General features: G+C 31.4%; 13 protein-coding genes. 6 read left to right on the forward strand and 7 right to left on the reverse strand.

Going from position 1 to position 15,099, the window contains the following annotated elements; all coding sequences use genetic code 11:
- Nucleotides 1–279: 279 nt before the first annotated feature.
- Nucleotides 280–1,752, reverse strand: a complete 1,473-nt coding sequence (gene guaB, locus H2650_RS15090; protein ID WP_188051658.1) for an IMP dehydrogenase — start codon at nucleotides 1,750–1,752, stop codon at nucleotides 280–282.
- A 161-nt stretch (nucleotides 1,753–1,913) separates the two neighbouring features.
- On the opposite strand from guaB, the gene H2650_RS15095 reads away from it, so the two are divergent.
- Nucleotides 1,914–4,415, forward strand: coding sequence for a cation-translocating P-type ATPase (locus tag H2650_RS15095; protein ID WP_188051659.1), 2,502 nt, complete (start codon nucleotides 1,914–1,916; stop codon nucleotides 4,413–4,415).
- A 226-nt stretch (nucleotides 4,416–4,641) separates the two neighbouring features.
- Here the strand turns inward: H2650_RS15095 and H2650_RS15100 are convergent, their stop codons facing one another.
- Nucleotides 4,642–5,505, reverse strand: coding sequence for a hydroxymethylglutaryl-CoA lyase (locus H2650_RS15100; RefSeq protein WP_188051660.1), 864 nt, complete (start codon nucleotides 5,503–5,505; stop codon nucleotides 4,642–4,644).
- A gap of 172 nt (nucleotides 5,506–5,677) precedes the next feature.
- On the opposite strand from H2650_RS15100, the gene H2650_RS15105 reads away from it, so the two are divergent.
- A complete protein-coding gene (locus tag H2650_RS15105) occupies nucleotides 5,678–6,289 on the forward strand; it encodes a hypothetical protein (RefSeq protein ID WP_188051661.1) in 612 nt (203 codons plus the stop codon).
- A complete protein-coding gene (locus H2650_RS15110; protein ID WP_188051662.1) occupies nucleotides 6,286–6,996 on the forward strand; it encodes a DUF3307 domain-containing protein in 711 nt (236 codons plus the stop codon). Before H2650_RS15105 ends, H2650_RS15110 begins: the two co-directional genes overlap by 4 nt.
- On the opposite strand, the gene H2650_RS15115 is transcribed toward H2650_RS15110, so the two are convergent.
- Nucleotides 6,979–8,001: a quinone-dependent dihydroorotate dehydrogenase gene (locus tag H2650_RS15115; RefSeq protein ID WP_188051663.1), complete on the reverse strand. Its 1,023-nt coding sequence runs from the start codon at nucleotides 7,999–8,001 to the stop codon at nucleotides 6,979–6,981. The two genes, H2650_RS15110 and H2650_RS15115, sit on opposite strands and share 18 nt — an antisense overlap.
- 138 nt (nucleotides 8,002–8,139) lie before the next feature.
- On the opposite strand from H2650_RS15115, the gene pepT reads away from it, so the two are divergent.
- Nucleotides 8,140–9,387 carry a peptidase T gene (gene pepT / locus H2650_RS15120; RefSeq protein WP_188051664.1) on the forward strand — a complete coding sequence of 416 codons (1,248 nt, stop codon included), beginning with the start codon at nucleotides 8,140–8,142 and terminating at the stop codon, nucleotides 9,385–9,387.
- A 59-nt stretch (nucleotides 9,388–9,446) separates the two neighbouring features.
- Here the strand turns inward: pepT and yajC are convergent, their stop codons facing one another.
- The 3 genes from yajC to H2650_RS15135 form a co-directional block, all read right to left on the reverse strand.
- Nucleotides 9,447–9,719, reverse strand: a complete 273-nt coding sequence (gene yajC, locus H2650_RS15125) for a preprotein translocase subunit YajC (protein WP_188051665.1) — start codon at nucleotides 9,717–9,719, stop codon at nucleotides 9,447–9,449.
- A gap of 30 nt (nucleotides 9,720–9,749) precedes the next feature.
- Nucleotides 9,750–10,661, reverse strand: coding sequence for a transcription antitermination factor NusB (gene nusB / locus H2650_RS15130; protein ID WP_188051693.1), 912 nt, complete (start codon nucleotides 10,659–10,661; stop codon nucleotides 9,750–9,752).
- Between the two features lie 179 nt (nucleotides 10,662–10,840).
- Nucleotides 10,841–11,947 (reverse strand): Glu/Leu/Phe/Val dehydrogenase, encoded by a 1,107-nt coding sequence (locus H2650_RS15135; RefSeq protein ID WP_188051666.1) that lies wholly within the window; start codon nucleotides 11,945–11,947, stop codon nucleotides 10,841–10,843.
- Nucleotides 11,948–12,152: 205 nt separating this feature from the next.
- Between H2650_RS15135 and H2650_RS15140 the strand changes: the two genes are divergently transcribed.
- Both H2650_RS15140 and H2650_RS15145 read left to right on the forward strand, forming a co-directional pair.
- Entirely contained in the window at nucleotides 12,153–13,913 is a 1,761-nt protein-coding gene (locus tag H2650_RS15140; RefSeq protein ID WP_188051667.1) for an ABC transporter ATP-binding protein, read from the forward strand.
- Nucleotides 13,914–13,984: 71 nt separating this feature from the next.
- Nucleotides 13,985–14,365 carry a PUR family DNA/RNA-binding protein gene (locus H2650_RS15145; RefSeq protein WP_188051668.1) on the forward strand — a complete coding sequence of 127 codons (381 nt, stop codon included), beginning with the start codon at nucleotides 13,985–13,987 and terminating at the stop codon, nucleotides 14,363–14,365.
- 196 nt (nucleotides 14,366–14,561) lie between these two features.
- Here H2650_RS15145 and H2650_RS15150 read toward each other — a convergent pair whose 3' ends face one another.
- Entirely contained in the window at nucleotides 14,562–15,065 is a 504-nt protein-coding gene (locus tag H2650_RS15150) for a DUF2004 domain-containing protein (RefSeq protein WP_188051669.1), read from the reverse strand.
- Nucleotides 15,066–15,099: the final 34 nt, after the last annotated feature.

Genomic DNA, 15,099 nt, shown 5'->3' on the forward strand with positions numbered 1-15,099 from the left:
TAAAGAAAAGGTCTTTTTAAAGTAAATTCAGTTTCAAAATCAAAAAAGATTACATACATTTACTTACATAACAAGAACTAATTTTAAATATCTATTATCATGGCAAAAAGTCAAGACGCAAAGAAAACTGCGAAAAAAGAGCCTTTAAAAACAGCAAAGGAAAAGAAAGAAGAAAAAAGAGATAAGAAAAATGCTCCGAAAAGAGACTAATTACAAATAAAAAAGGCTGTTTAGAGTTCGAATACTCTTAACAGCCTTTTTAATATTTTGAGCTTAAATTTACCTTGAATAATTAGGAGCTTCTTTAGTAATTGTCACATTATGAGGGTGACTTTCGTTGATTCCACTAGCAGTAATACGAACAAAACGACCTGTTTCTTGTAAAGTAGGAATATCTTTTGAACCACAATATCCCATTCCTGCGCGAAGACCACCAATAAATTGCTGCATACTTTCGTTTAATTCACCTTTATAAGGAACACGACCGACAATTCCTTCTGGAACTAATTTCTTCACATCATCTTCAACATCTTGAAAATAACGATCTTTAGAACCTTCTTGCATTGCTTCAACAGAACCCATTCCGCGGTATGATTTAAATTTTCTTCCTTCAAAAATAATAGTTTCTCCAGGAGATTCCTTAGTACCAGCAAGCAATGAACCTAGCATTACGCAATCTGCACCTGCAGCAATCGCTTTAGGAATATCACCTGTGTAACGTATTCCGCCATCTGCAATTACAGGAACTCCAGTACCTTTGATAGCCGCAGCTACTTCAAGAACGGCAGAGAACTGAGGAAAGCCTACACCTGCAACAATACGAGTAGTACAAATTGAACCTGGACCAATACCAACTTTCACACCATCAGCACCATTTTCGACTAAATATTTGGCAGCTTCTGGAGTAGCGATATTACCCACAATAACATCCAATTCTGGAAATTTAGCTTTTACCGCTTTCAAAACGTCCACTACTCCTTTTGTATGTCCGTGAGCAGTATCAATAATTACAGCATCAACTCCAGCATTAACTAAAGCTGTTGCTCTTTCGACGGCATCAGCAGTAACACCCAACGCAGCAGCAACTCTTAATCGTCCAAATTTATCTTTATTGGCGTTTGGTTTTTGAGTTAGTTTGGTAATATCTCTAAAGGTAATCAAACCAACTAATTCATATTTATCATTTACAACTGGTAATTTTTCTATTTTATGTCCTTGTAAAACAATTTCTGCTTGTTCTAGTGAAGTTCCTTCCGGAACAGTAACTAAATTTTCAGTAGTCATTACCTCAACAATAGGTCTTGAACTATTTTTTTCAAAACGCAAATCTCTATTCGTAACAATTCCTTTTAAAATTTTATTATCATCCACAATTGGAATACCACCAATTCCAAATTCTTTCATCGCATTCTTAGCGTCTGCAACAGTCGAAGTTAATGGTAAAGTAACAGGATCGATAATCATTCCAGATTCTGCACGCTTTACTTTTCTAACTTTAGCCGCTTGTTGCTCTATAGTCATATTTTTGTGCAGTACACCAATTCCTCCTTCTTGAGCCATAGCTATTGCCATTGCGCTCTGAGTAACTGTATCCATAGCAGCAGATACAATAGGAACATTAAGCGTTATATTTCTAGAAAATTTTGATTGGATACTCACTTCGCGAGGAAGCACATTTGAGTAATTAGGAACTAATAAAACATCATCGTAAGTTAATCCTTCACCGATAATTTTAGAGTTGTGTGCGATCATTGCAATTGTAGTTGGAGTTTAATTGCGTGCAAATATAGACAATCTTAAGCGAAAAAACAGTTAAATCTTAGAATAATTAATTAATTTGCAATTCAAAGTCAATTATTTGACAAAAATTCGCATCCGTAATTCTAAACCATTCTCCAATATATTTATTTATAATGACTGAAATAAAAAAGCAATTCAAAGGTCTTTCAAATGAAGAAATAGTACAATCTAGAACAAAATTTGGATCAAATACTATTATTCAACAAAAAAAGAATGTTTTTTTGAACTCCGTACTTGAAATGATAAAAGAACCAATGTTCTTATTATTACTTACTGCAACAAGTATTTATTTTATAACTGGTGATTACGGTAATGGTATTTTTATGGGAATGGCTATCGTATTAGTTTCTGCCATTTCGCTATATCAGGAATCTAAAAGTAGATCTGCCATTAACGATTTAAAGAAACTTTCGCAACCTAAAAGCAAAGTCATTCGCAACGGCATAACATCAGAAATTCCGAGCGAGGAGATTGTCATTGGTGATCTGATCCAAACTGAAGAAGGCACATTTATTCCTGCGGACGCTACTATCATTCAATCTAATGATTTTGCAGTTAACGAATCTATTCTCACTGGGGAATCAATGGCAGTGTTCAAAAATGAAAATACGAATAATGACTCTGTTTTTCTTGGAACTATTGTTACAAGTGGTTTAGCAATTTGCAAAGTAATTGCTATTGGAAACCAAACTCAGTTAGGTAAAATTGGTCAAAGTTTAGAAGCTATAGTCGAAGAGAAAACACCGCTTCAAGTTCAAATAGGAAGCTTCGTAAAAAAAATGTCGCTTGTAGGTTTAGGAATTTTCATTTTGGTCTGGATCATCAACTATTACAATTCAAAAATGCTTCTTGACAGCTTATTAAAAGCATTGACGTTAGCGATGAGTATTATTCCAGAAGAAATTCCAGTGGCTTTTACCACCTTTATGGCGTTAGGTTCTTGGCGATTAATGAAAATAGGAGTTATTGTAAAACAGACAAAAACGGTCGAGACATTAGGAAGTGCCGATGTAATTTGCACAGACAAAACTGGAACGATTACAGAAAACAGGATGACTCTAGCAGAGTGCTACACTTTATCCGACAACCTTATAAAAGAAAATTATACAGATCCAAATAGTATTGAATTATTAACTATTGCTATGTGGGCAAGCGAACCCATTCCTTATGATGCCATGGAAATAGCGCTTCATGATGCCTATTCAAAATTAGAAATATCAGATGAACGACCTAATTTTAAATTAGTACACGAATATCCATTAGATGGTAAACCTCCAATGATGACACATGTTTTCGAGGATTTTAAAGGAACCCGAATTATTGCGGCTAAAGGCGCTACAGAAGCTTTAATAGCCACGTCAAACTTATCTGAAAAAGAAACGAAAGACATATTAGCAGCGATGAAAAAAATGGCTCTAGAAGGTTATCGTGTTTTAGGAGTTGGAATTGCTTCATTTATTGGTACTAATTATCCAAAAAAACAGCAAGAATTCACTTTTGATTTTAAAGGATTAGTAGCTTTTTACGATCCTCCTAAAGCAAATATAAAAGCAACATTCGAAACCTTATATAAAGCTGGTATTCAAATAAAAATAGTGACTGGCGACAATGCAGAAACAACCGCCACAATTGCCAAGCAAATTGGGTTTAGAAATGCCGACCAAACATTAAACGGAGATGAATTAATGGCAATGGACGAAACAACTCTAAGAAAAAGAGTAATGGAAACATCAATTTTTACCAGAATGTTTCCCGAAGCAAAACTAAAAATCATTAAAGCATTAAAGGATAATAATCAAATTGTGGCAATGACTGGAGATGGCGTAAATGATGGGCCCGCACTAAAATCAGCTCATATCGGAATTGCTATGGGAAAAAAAGGTACTGAAATTGCCAAACAAGCCGCAAATCTAATTCTTATTGATGATGATTTTTCTAAAATGATTGAAGCCATTGCAATGGGTCGGAAAATTTATAGCAATCTAAAAAAAGCAATTCAGTATATCATTTCAATACATATTCCTATTATATTAATAGTTTTCATTCCACTAGCATTGGGATGGATTTATCCTAATATTTTTTCTCCTGTACATGTTATCTTTTTAGAAATAATTATGGGGCCAACTTGCTCAATAATTTATGAAAACGAACCAATGGAAAGCAATTTGATGCAGCTCAAACCAAGGCCAATTACAAATACTTTCTTTAAACTCAAAGAAATCACAATTAGCATTATACAAGGAATCGTTATAACAATTGGTTTATTGTTTGTTTATCAGTATTGTGTAACCAATACGTTTTCTGAAGCCGCTACTAGAACTGTGGTTTTTATAACTTTAATCTCAGCAAACATTTTTTTAACCCTTACCAACCGTTCTTTTTATTACTCCATTTTTACAACATTGCGTTATAAAAATAATTTGGTTTTACTGATTATTTCTACCACTATTGTAACAACAGCTTGCTTACTTTTCATTCCTTTATTCGCCAACTTTTTCGAATTCGAAAGCCTTTCTGGTCTACAAATAGGATTAAGTATTTTAGTAGGTTCGATATCAGTATTATGGATAGAAATTTACAAAGTATTTAAAAGGAAAAAAAATGAAATATTATAAATAGCTATTACTTATTGAATAATTACGAACATCAAAAATAGAGTCTAAAACCGCATATGGATTGAGATTATAAAATAATTTTGATAAGTATTCTGCTAAACTTTAAGTTAAAACGTTAGTTTCATTTTATTTTAAAAATATATAAAAGAAAATAAAAAAGCACGCAAATAAACAGCGTTTTCAATCGGAGTTATAGAGAAAAAGACTTTATATGAAAATTATATTTCTAATGAAATTCACCAAACAACTTTGAAGCATCATTATAGGAACTTTCAAAACTCATCGGACTCAAATTAGTAATTTCTTTTTGAGCGGTAAAATAGGATAATAATTTCTCCGTAGGCATATTACCTGTTAGATCATCAGTAGCCATAGGACAACCTCCAAAACCTTGAATCGCACCATCAAAACGACGACAACCTGCTTTGTAGGCAGCATCAATTTTTTCAAACCATTTATCAGGAGTGGTATGCAAATGAGCTCCAAACTCTATTTCCGGATAAGCAGGAATTAAATTTGAAAATAAATAGGAAATCACATCTGGAGTAGAGCTTCCTACTGTATCAGAAAGTGATAAAATTTTAACTCCCATATTTGCTAATCTTTGAGTCCATTCGCCCACGATTTCCACATTCCAGGGATCTCCGTAAGGATTTCCAAAACCCATTGACAAATAAGCCACCACTTCTTTATCTTTACTAGCAGCAATTTCTAAAATTTCTTGAAGCGTAATCAATGACTCTGCTATTGTTTTATGTGTATTTCTCATCTGAAAATTTTCAGAAATTGAAAACGGAAAACCTAAATAACGTATTTCAGCATGTTCAGAAGCTAATTTTGCTCCCTGAGTATTAGCAATAATAGCCAATAATTTACTTTGAGTTTGAGATAAGTCTAATTGTGCTAGAACTTCCGCAGTATCCTGCATTTGAGGAATCGCTTTAGGCGAAACAAAGCTACCAAAATCTATACTATCAAAACCTACACGTAGTAAAGATTGAATATAAGCTACTTTCTTCTCAGTAGGAATAAACGGTTTGATGCCTTGCATTGCATCACGTGGACATTCTATAATTTTTATTGGTTTCATAGGCAGCCAAAGATACTAAAGAAATTGTTTTTACGAAATCGTTTTATCGTATTAACAAAAAAAAAATATTACAATTTTAAGTAATAAATATAAGTATTACAATTTTAGGTAATAATTTAAAATATTACTTATTTATGTAATATAATTTAAATTTTTAAATTATATTTGAAATATGATTGCAATACTTACTGCCGATATTATCAATTCACGAAAACTCCCATCTCAGAAATGGATGGACGATCTAAAAGTTTTTTTATCCCAATTTGGAAAAACTCCAAATGATTGGGAAATTTATCGTGGAGATGAGTTTCAGTTGGAAATAAAAAATCCTGAAGAGGCTTTATTAATAGCATTTCAAATTAAAGCTTTTTTTAAGTCGATTCGTTTAGATGTGAGAATGAGCATCGGATTTGGAAATAAAACCTATAAATCAAAAAAAATAACAGAAAGCAACGGAACTGCTTTTATTCGCTCTGGAGAAAAATTTGAAATTTTAAAAAAACAAAAAATAAACTTAATTGTAAATTCAAACGATTCCCTTTTTGACGAAGAATTAAATTTAATATTAAAATTAAGTTTATCTTTCATGGACAATTGGCTTCAGCAATCTGCTACTTTTATACTAGTTGCTATTCAAAATCCAACTGCCACTCAAGAGGAAATAGGTTTTAAATTAGGTATAAATCAAGCTGCTGTGAGCAGAAGACAAAAGCGTTCTAATTACGAACTAGTTATTCAAGTAGATCGCTATTTTAGAAAAAAAATTAAAACCCTTACAGCATGATTGTATTTGTAAAATTAATTTTAGCACACCTCATAACTGATTTCTTACTACAACCCAATTCGTGGATAAAAGTCAAAGAGCATAAAAAGCACAAAAGCCTTTATTTCTATCTAGATATTGCGCTGCATTTTATACTATCCTGGATCTTTGTTGGAGAACTTTCTTTTGGTTGGTTTGCCCTAATCTTAGCAATTATTCACGGGTTTGTAGCTATTATAAAACTACAGTATCAAACATCAAAAACAAAAAGAAACTGGTTTACAGTAGAGCAGAGCCTAAACACAATACTAATTCTGGTTATTGCCTTTAGTTATACTAAAACTAGTGTGAATTTCGCAGCGCTAGGAAATCAATTTTGGATCGTAATTACTGCTGTATTTTTTCTCACCAAACCTACATCGATAATTATAAAAAATATTATTTCTATCTGGACACCAGAGAATAAAAGTAAAGATAAATCACTACAAAATGCTGGAAACTACATAGGCGTTCTCGAGCGTCTTTTTATTTTAATTTTTATATTAACAGGTCATTTTGAAGCAATTGGTTTTTTATTGGCTGCAAAATCAATTTTTAGATTTGGTGATTTAAAAGAAGCCAAAGACCGAAAACTAACTGAATACGTACTAATTGGAACGTTGTTGAGTTTTGGCATTGCTTTATTAATTGGAATCCTAGTACAATTGAGTTTAGGATTTTCTTTTTAAAATTTCCTTATTAATCGCTTTTACTAAAGCAGGACCTTCATAAATAAAGCCAGTGTACAATTGTATTAAACTTGCACCAGCTTCTAGTTTTTCTATAGCATCTTGAGCTGAATGAATCCCTCCTACTCCAATTATAGGAAATGATTTGTTACTTTTTTCAGATAAAAAACGAATAATTTCTGTTGAACGCTTTGTCAAAGGTTTTCCAGATAACCCACCTATTTCTATTTTATTTACCGACATTAATCCTTCGCGGGAAAGAGTCGTATTTGTTGCAATAACACCTGCTATTTTAGTTTGATTGATTATATCAATAATATCTAGCAATTGTTCGTTCGTTAAATCGGGAGCAATTTTCAATAAAATTGGTTTTTGTTTTGGCTTTGCTAAATTCTTATTTTGCAACGTTTGCAACAATTCAGTCAACGGTTCTTTGTCTTGTAAAGCCCTTAGGTTTGGTGTGTTTGGAGAACTTACATTAACTACAAAATAATCAACATAATCAAAAAGTGTTTCAAAACAAATTTCATAATCTTGTGTTGCATTTTCATTAGGAGTCAACTTATTTTTACCAATGTTTCCTCCAATCAAAACATCTTTATTTTTTTTCAATCGTTCTACGGCTTCTTTAACGCCACCGTTATTAAACCCCATTCTATTGATGATTGCCGAATCCTCTTTCAATCTAAACAAACGTTTTTTAGGATTTCCTTCTTGCCCAACGGGTGTAAGCGTTCCAATTTCAATAAAGCCAAAACCAAAATTAGATAATTCACTATACAAACTAGCATCTTTGTCAAAACCCGCTGCTAATCCTACAGGATTTTTAAATTTTAACCCAAAGACCTCTGTCTCTAATCTCTTATCATCAACTAAATAAATTGACTTAAAAACAGAAGTTAAGCCTGGTATTTTAGACAGAAATCGAATCATCGAAAAAGTGAAATAGTGAACTTTTTCTGGATCAAAACAAAAAAGAAAAGGACGAATAATTAATTTATACATGATAGTGTTGTTGTGTTGTGCAAAAATAGAATTATCTCTTTGATAAATAAATATTTGCAAAACAATTTATATAATCATTTTTTAAACGCTAAAAAATGATCCTGAAAAAATGATTATATTTGCATAAAACAAAGTAAAATGCAACATATTATAGATCGTTTCATCAGTTACGTTATTATTGACACTGAGTCTGATGCAAATTCAGAAACTACACCTAGCACTAAAAAGCAATGGGATCTTGCCAACAAATTGGTAGAAGAATTAAAAACTATTGGAATGCAAGACGTTACAATAGATGATAAATCATATATAATGGCTACTTTACCTAGCAATGTAGATCATGAAGTACCAACGATTGGATTTATTTCTCATTTTGACACCTCTCCAGATTTTTGTGGTGCTAATATTAAGCCACAAATTGTACCTAACTATGATGGCAAAGACATCGTCTTAAATGCTGAGAAAAATATCGTTTTGTCACCTAACTATTTCAAAGATTTATTGTTATACAAAGGACAAACTTTGATTACTACTGATGGAACTACATTATTAGGAGCAGATGACAAAGCAGGAATTACAGAAATTGTTACTGCCATGGAATTCCTAATCAATAATCCTGAAATTAAGCACGGGAAAATTAGAGTTGGTTTTACTCCTGACGAAGAAATTGGTCGCGGCGCACACCATTTTGATGTGGCTAAATTTGGCGCAGAATGGGCTTACACCATGGATGGAAGTCAAGTAGGAGAACTTGAATATGAAAATTTTAATGCAGCTGGGGCTAAAATTACTTTTAAAGGAAAAAGCGTGCATCCTGGATATGCAAAAGGCAAAATGATTAATTCGATGCTGATTGCTAATGATTTTATAAACAAATTACCGCCAGAAGAAACACCACAAGAAACTAAAGGTTACGAAGGTTTTTTTCACGTTCACCATTTAACAGGAAGCATTGAAGAAACCGTTTTAGAATTAATTATTCGCGATCACAGCAAGAAGAAATTTGAAAAACGTAAAGAATTAATTGAAAAAATTACTCGTAAGATTAATAAAAAATTTGCAAAGCAATTTGGCGAAGATATTGTAATTACAGAGATCAAAGATCAATATTACAATATGAAAGAAAAGGTTGTTCCTGTAAAACACATCGTAGATATTGCTGAAAAAGCAATGAAAGAAATTGGAATTAAACCATTAATTAAACCGATTAGAGGCGGAACAGATGGCTCTCAATTGTCATACATGGGTTTACCGTGTCCTAATATATTTGCAGGAGGACACAATTTTCATGGAAAATATGAATATGTTCCTGCAGAAAGTATGCAAAAAGCAATAGAGGTAATTGTAAAAATCGCTGAACTAACAGCATTGCAAAAATCTAAATAAACCAAAAAAAAATCCCAAACTTCAATTGAAATTTGGGATTTTTAATTTTTGCTTTATTCTTATTTTTTACTCAAAGCAGCACTCATTTCCATAGAAATAGCAGAACGCTCCATTTTCAATTTTCCAGACATCGTTTCAACAACTACTGTTGTATCTGCTAATTCAGAAATTTTTCCGTGAAGACCACTTTTAGTGATTATTTTATCACCTACTTTTAATGTGCTTTCAAATTCTTTTTCGCTTTTCGCTTTTTTCTGCTGTGGTCTAATCATGAAAAAATAGATTACCACAAACATTAATATAAACGGTGCAAATTGAGTTAACTGTTCCATAATTTTAATTCTCTTTTTATTAATTAATTATTACATTAAACCACGACCAGCTTTAATGATTCTTTTACTTTTCTCAAGTTCTTTTACTAAATTATCTAAAATTCCGTTGATAAAAATACTACTTTTTGGAGTAGAATATTCCTTTGCAACTTCTAAATATTCATTAAGTGTTACTTTTACAGGGATTGAAGGGAATTTTAGAAATTCACATATCGCCATTTTAAGGATAATAGTGTCAATCTCGGCAATTCTCTCGCTGTCCCAATTAGGTGTTTTGTCTAGATATTCCTTAGCCAATTCTTTTTCGTTTAAAACTGTTTTTCTAAACAAGTCTTTTACAAAATCCTTATCCTCATTGTCTTTAAATAATTTTGGAACTCTAAAATTATCATTTTCGCCAGACTTAATTGCTTTTAATTGCTTAATAATATGGGTATTCACTAAAGGAATATCATCAACCCAAGTTAACTTATCATCTTCTAGATATTCATACAGCTTTTCATTAGGCACAATTACATCCATAAACAAATCAACGATAAATTGTCGATCTTCTTCAAATGTATTCACAGCATTACTCATGTAATCAGCATACAATTGACTAGCTTTAATATCACTCAAAAGCAATAAAATATAATCGTCATTTAAAGACCAATTATTAATTTTACGGTTTTCTAGCGCAATACTTAATGAGTTGTTTTCGGAAAGAATTTGAAAAATTTGATTTTTGATGAATTTTTCGTTCGGCTTACGCTCTTCTGGAGTTGCAAGATGCTTAAGGCTTGATTTATGTAAAAAGACAGTTTCTGTTTTACAAATTTCAATAAGCGAAGAGAGCATTATAAGGTATAAATCTTGAATATTATCGATGCTATAAAAAAGGAATTTTTCTTCTTTCTCTAGATTATCTGAACCACTTTGATGCATCGCATAAATGGACTGCATAACTTTGACGCGAATGTGTCTTCTATTTACCACCTTGTAAGAACTTTTATTAATTAGGGTGCAAAAATAAGAATTTCCTTTTTTAAAATAAAATATATAGTGGCTTATTTTAAAAGTATTCAGCAAACACCTACTACGAAGTCACGAATGGAATCGTTATAGGTGTTTGCTGAAAAAAATTATTTCTTACTATTCTCTAATTTTCTCTGATCAATACGATTTTGAGCAATGGTTAAAGCAGCCTTGTGAGTAGTTATATTATTAGCAATTGCAAAATCGAATATCTCTAAAGTAGTGTTATAGATATTTTCGGTTTTACGCATAATTTCAGCTTTATCATAATGTGCTAACTCCGCATAAACATTAATTATTCCGCCTGCATTAATCAAGAAATCTGGAGCATACAAGATGCCTCTTTCTTGAAGAATTGCACCGTGAATATTCTCATCTGCTAATTGATTATTGGCAGCACCTGCAATAACTTTTGCTTTAATTTTACGCACCGTATCATCATTTAGCGTTGCTCCCATTGCACAAGGCGCATAAATATCTACATCAGCTGTATATAAATCTTCACCTCTATAAATTTCTGAATGATACTTTGTACTTACTTCATTTAGTTTTTCTTCATTGATATCTGCAATAGTAACAATAGCACCTTCTTTTGTCAAATACTCTACTAAAGTTTCTCCAACGTGACCAATTCCTTGTACTAAAACCTTTTTACCACTCAAATTATCGGAGCCAAATTTTTGCTTAGCAGCCGCCTTCATTCCCATGAAAACACCATAAGCAGTAACTGGAGAAGGATTTCCAGAACCTCCTCTTTCTTCAGAAATACCCGTAACGTATGGCGTAACATCTCTTACAATATCCATGTCTTTAGTTTCCATTCCGACATCTTCAGCAGTAATATATCTACCACTTAGAGAGTGAACAAACTCACCAAACTTACGCATTAATTCGGGTGTTTTTTGAGTTTTAGCGTCTCCGATAATTACCGCTTTACCACCTCCTATATCTAGTCCTGTAATTGCCGCTTTGAAAGTCATTCCTCTGGAAAGACGCAAAACATCATTTAATGCTTCCCATTCATTTGCGTAATTATACATCCTTGTTCCTCCTAAAGCTGGACCCATAACTGAATTATGAATACCAATAATTGCTTTTAAACCCGTATCTTTGTCGTTACAAAATACAATTTGCTCGTGATCATCAAATGACATTTGGCCAAAAACGGGATCCATTTTTTGAAGTTCCTTCCCGGTTGTGAAAGCTGCGTTCATAGTGTAATTTTTTATAGTGATAAAATTATGAATTTGTCAAAAAGACAATTCAAATTTACACAAAAAAATAAAGATCTATTGCTGTTTTGTCAAAAAATCGTTAATTCGATAATTAAATTAATCTTTTAGTTTATTTAATGAATTTATCAAATTCGAAACTTAATTCTAAAAATAAATCAATTTCAACACAGAATATCATAAAATAATGAAAGAATTACGCTATCTCAACAAATACTTTGTCAAATATAAATACAGTTTCTTACTAGGAATTATTTTTACCATAATCGCACAAATATTCATGCTCTTTACCCCTAAATTGATTAGTAAATCATTTAAGGTTATTGAAGCCTTTGCTAAAGATAAAACAGTGGCAAAAGCAGTTATTTATGACGAATTAATTTCGAATATCTTATTGATTATTGCCACAACGATAATTGCAGGTTTTCTTACTTTTTTAATGAGACAAACCTTAATTGTAATGTCAAGACACATCGAATTTGATTTGAAAAACGAAGTTTTCCGTCAATACGAAAACTTATCTCAAAACTTTTATAAGCAAAATCGTACTGGAGATTTAATGAATCGTATTAGTGAAGATGTTTCTAAAGTAAGAATGTACGTGGGGCCTGCAGTAATGTACACCATTAATACAGTCATTCGATTTACTATAGTTATTGTATATATGTATAATGTATCGCCACGACTAACGCTGTATACAATCTTACCTCTACCTATTTTATCCTATGCTATTTTTAAATTAAGCTCTGAAATTAATGTTAGAAGTACTATTTTTCAACAGTATCTCTCAAAAGTTTCTAGTTTTTCGCAAGAGATATTTTCTGGTATCCGAGTAATCAAAGCTTACTCTATGGAAAATCAGCATCAAGCAAATATGGTGAATTTGGCAAATGAAAGCAAAAGCAAAAGTTTGAATTTAGCTAAAGTGCAATCTTTATTTGGTCCTTTGATGTTAGCTTTAATAGGAATTAGTAACCTTGTGGTTATTTATTTTGGAGGTTTAATGTATATCGACGGCACTATAAAGAACATTGGAACAATTGCTGAATTTATTTTATATGTCAATATGCTTACTTGGCCTGTAGCCTCATTAGGTTGGGTTTCCTCAATGGTTCAGGAAGCAGAAGCTTCTCAAAAAAGACTGAATGAGTTTTTAAAAATAGAACCCGAAATAAAAAACAAGAATCAAAATAAATCTATAATTGAAGGTTCAATTTCATTTGAAAATGTAAGTTACACTTATCAAGATACTAATATAACAGCGCTTAAAAACATCTCTTTTACTGTAAAAAAAGGAGAAACTTTAGCCATTTTAGGAAAAACCGGATCGGGAAAATCAACAATTTTATCTTTGATTTCACGAATGTACGATGTTACCGAAGGGGCTATTAACATTGATAAAAACGAGATCAGCAGGATCAACTTATTCGATTTACGTAATAGCATTGGAATCGTTCCTCAAGATGCTTTCCTATTCTCTGATAGCATTAAGAACAATATTATGTTTGGCAAAGCTGATGCTACAGACGAGGAAGTAAAAGCCGCTGCCAAAAGTGCGGTTGTGCATGATAACATTATGGGATTTAATAAGCAATATGAAACCGTTCTTGGCGAAAGAGGAATTACACTTTCTGGAGGACAAAAACAAAGAGTTTCTATTGCTAGAGCCATTATAAAAAACCCTCCAATTTTACTATTTGATGATTGTTTATCTGCCGTTGATACGCAGACAGAAGAAACGATATTAAATAACCTAAATGACATCTGTAAAGACAAAACTACCATAATAGTTAGTCACCGTGTTTCGTCAGCTAAAAATGCTGATAAAATCATCATTATGGATAATGGGCAAATTATTCAACAAGGTTCTCATAATCAATTGATAAATCAAGAAGGTTATTATTCTGCTTTGTATTTGAAGCAACTTTCAGAAAAAGAAATGCTTTAATTGTTGTGTAATACATATTTTTTATAGATTTTTGGATACTAGTTAACAACCATAAATTGATAGAAAGGATTATGAGAGAACATGACATGTTAGAAAAAGAAGAGATATTTTCTAAAGTTTTACGAGCTGGAAGAAGAACATATTTCTTTGATGTGAGAGCTACAAAAGCAGATGATTATTACATTACCATTACCGAAAGCAAAAAGTTTACTGAAGAAGATGGATCATTTCACTTCAAAAAACATAAAATCTATTTATATAAAGAAGACTTTACTGCTTTTGCAGAAATTCTAGAAGAAATGACTTCTTATGTCTTAAATCACAAAGGAGAAGAAGTAATTTCAGAAAGACACCAAAAAGATTTCAAGAAAGAATACGTTACTGAAAAAACAGATGACGATTTTATACCGCAAACATCAACTTTTACCAATATAGAATTTGATGATATTTAATTTTTATTTACTTACAATTAAAAAAGTCCAGAAAAACAATGTTTTTTTTGGACTTTTTTTTATAAAATAATAATTGAAAATTATTTACCAATACTTTTCAATTAGCAAATTTGTAGAGTTTATATTATTTCTTTGTAAAGAAATAATATAAACACGACTTTAAATAGATTAAAAATTTAACCCACTTATTTTTTTTTTAGTTTTCTATAACTAGATCTTGCAATTCTCCATTATCATTAAACTTAACTGCTATCAAAAGATCTGTTAGTTTTTTTCCTATTGTATAATCAAAAACGATATGTTCCTCATCATATTCTGGATAAAAAGTAACATTAACTAAATGAAGTTTTTTATACATTTCATTTTCAACTGAATTTACAAAATCAGAATGATCTATTTTTAAGTTTAATTGCTCAAAATCAATTTCATCTAAATTTTGTTCTATATATTCTTTGACTTCCGTTCCGTTATTAAAATCATTCTCAATTGCTGTTTTAGCTAGATTTTCAAATTTATTAATTTCATATAATGCTTTTTCGATGGTTTTAAAGTTTTTTGCCGTGACGTTTTTCTCGTCAAAACTTAAATTGGCAACAATTTTATTACCATTAATTACAATCTCTTTTTGATAGTAATCCTCTAAGTTATTAATGTCAATTTCTCCAAAAATTGGTAAATTATAGTTTTGAATAGTATTCATCTTTTGTATTTAATTTAATTTATATTATATTATT

Origin of the sequence: Flavobacterium sp. GP15 (genome assembly GCF_014281985.1) — a bacterium.
GTDB classification, from domain to species: domain Bacteria; phylum Bacteroidota; class Bacteroidia; order Flavobacteriales; family Flavobacteriaceae; genus Flavobacterium; species Flavobacterium pygoscelis.

Excerpts from the sequence above, each read along its gene's own strand:
- guaB (WP_188051658.1), bottom strand. The coding sequence starts at position 1,752 with ATGATCGCACACAACTCTAAAATTATCGGTGAAGGATTAACTTACGAT.
- H2650_RS15095 (WP_188051659.1), top strand. The coding sequence starts at position 1,914 with ATGACTGAAATAAAAAAGCAATTCAAAGGTCTTTCAAATGAAGAAATA.
- H2650_RS15100 (WP_188051660.1), bottom strand. The coding sequence starts at position 5,505 with ATGAAACCAATAAAAATTATAGAATGTCCACGTGATGCAATGCAAGGC.
- H2650_RS15105 (WP_188051661.1), top strand. The coding sequence starts at position 5,678 with ATGATTGCAATACTTACTGCCGATATTATCAATTCACGAAAACTCCCA.
- H2650_RS15110 (WP_188051662.1), top strand. The coding sequence starts at position 6,286 with ATGATTGTATTTGTAAAATTAATTTTAGCACACCTCATAACTGATTTC.
- H2650_RS15115 (WP_188051663.1), bottom strand. The coding sequence starts at position 8,001 with ATGTATAAATTAATTATTCGTCCTTTTCTTTTTTGTTTTGATCCAGAA.
- pepT (WP_188051664.1), top strand. The coding sequence starts at position 8,140 with ATGCAACATATTATAGATCGTTTCATCAGTTACGTTATTATTGACACT.
- yajC (WP_188051665.1), bottom strand. The coding sequence starts at position 9,719 with ATGGAACAGTTAACTCAATTTGCACCGTTTATATTAATGTTTGTGGTA.
- nusB (WP_188051693.1), bottom strand. The coding sequence starts at position 10,661 with ATGCAGTCCATTTATGCGATGCATCAAAGTGGTTCAGATAATCTAGAG.
- H2650_RS15135 (WP_188051666.1), bottom strand. The coding sequence starts at position 11,947 with ATGAACGCAGCTTTCACAACCGGGAAGGAACTTCAAAAAATGGATCCC.
- H2650_RS15140 (WP_188051667.1), top strand. The coding sequence starts at position 12,153 with ATGAAAGAATTACGCTATCTCAACAAATACTTTGTCAAATATAAATAC.
- H2650_RS15145 (WP_188051668.1), top strand. The coding sequence starts at position 13,985 with ATGAGAGAACATGACATGTTAGAAAAAGAAGAGATATTTTCTAAAGTT.
- H2650_RS15150 (WP_188051669.1), bottom strand. The coding sequence starts at position 15,065 with ATGAATACTATTCAAAACTATAATTTACCAATTTTTGGAGAAATTGAC.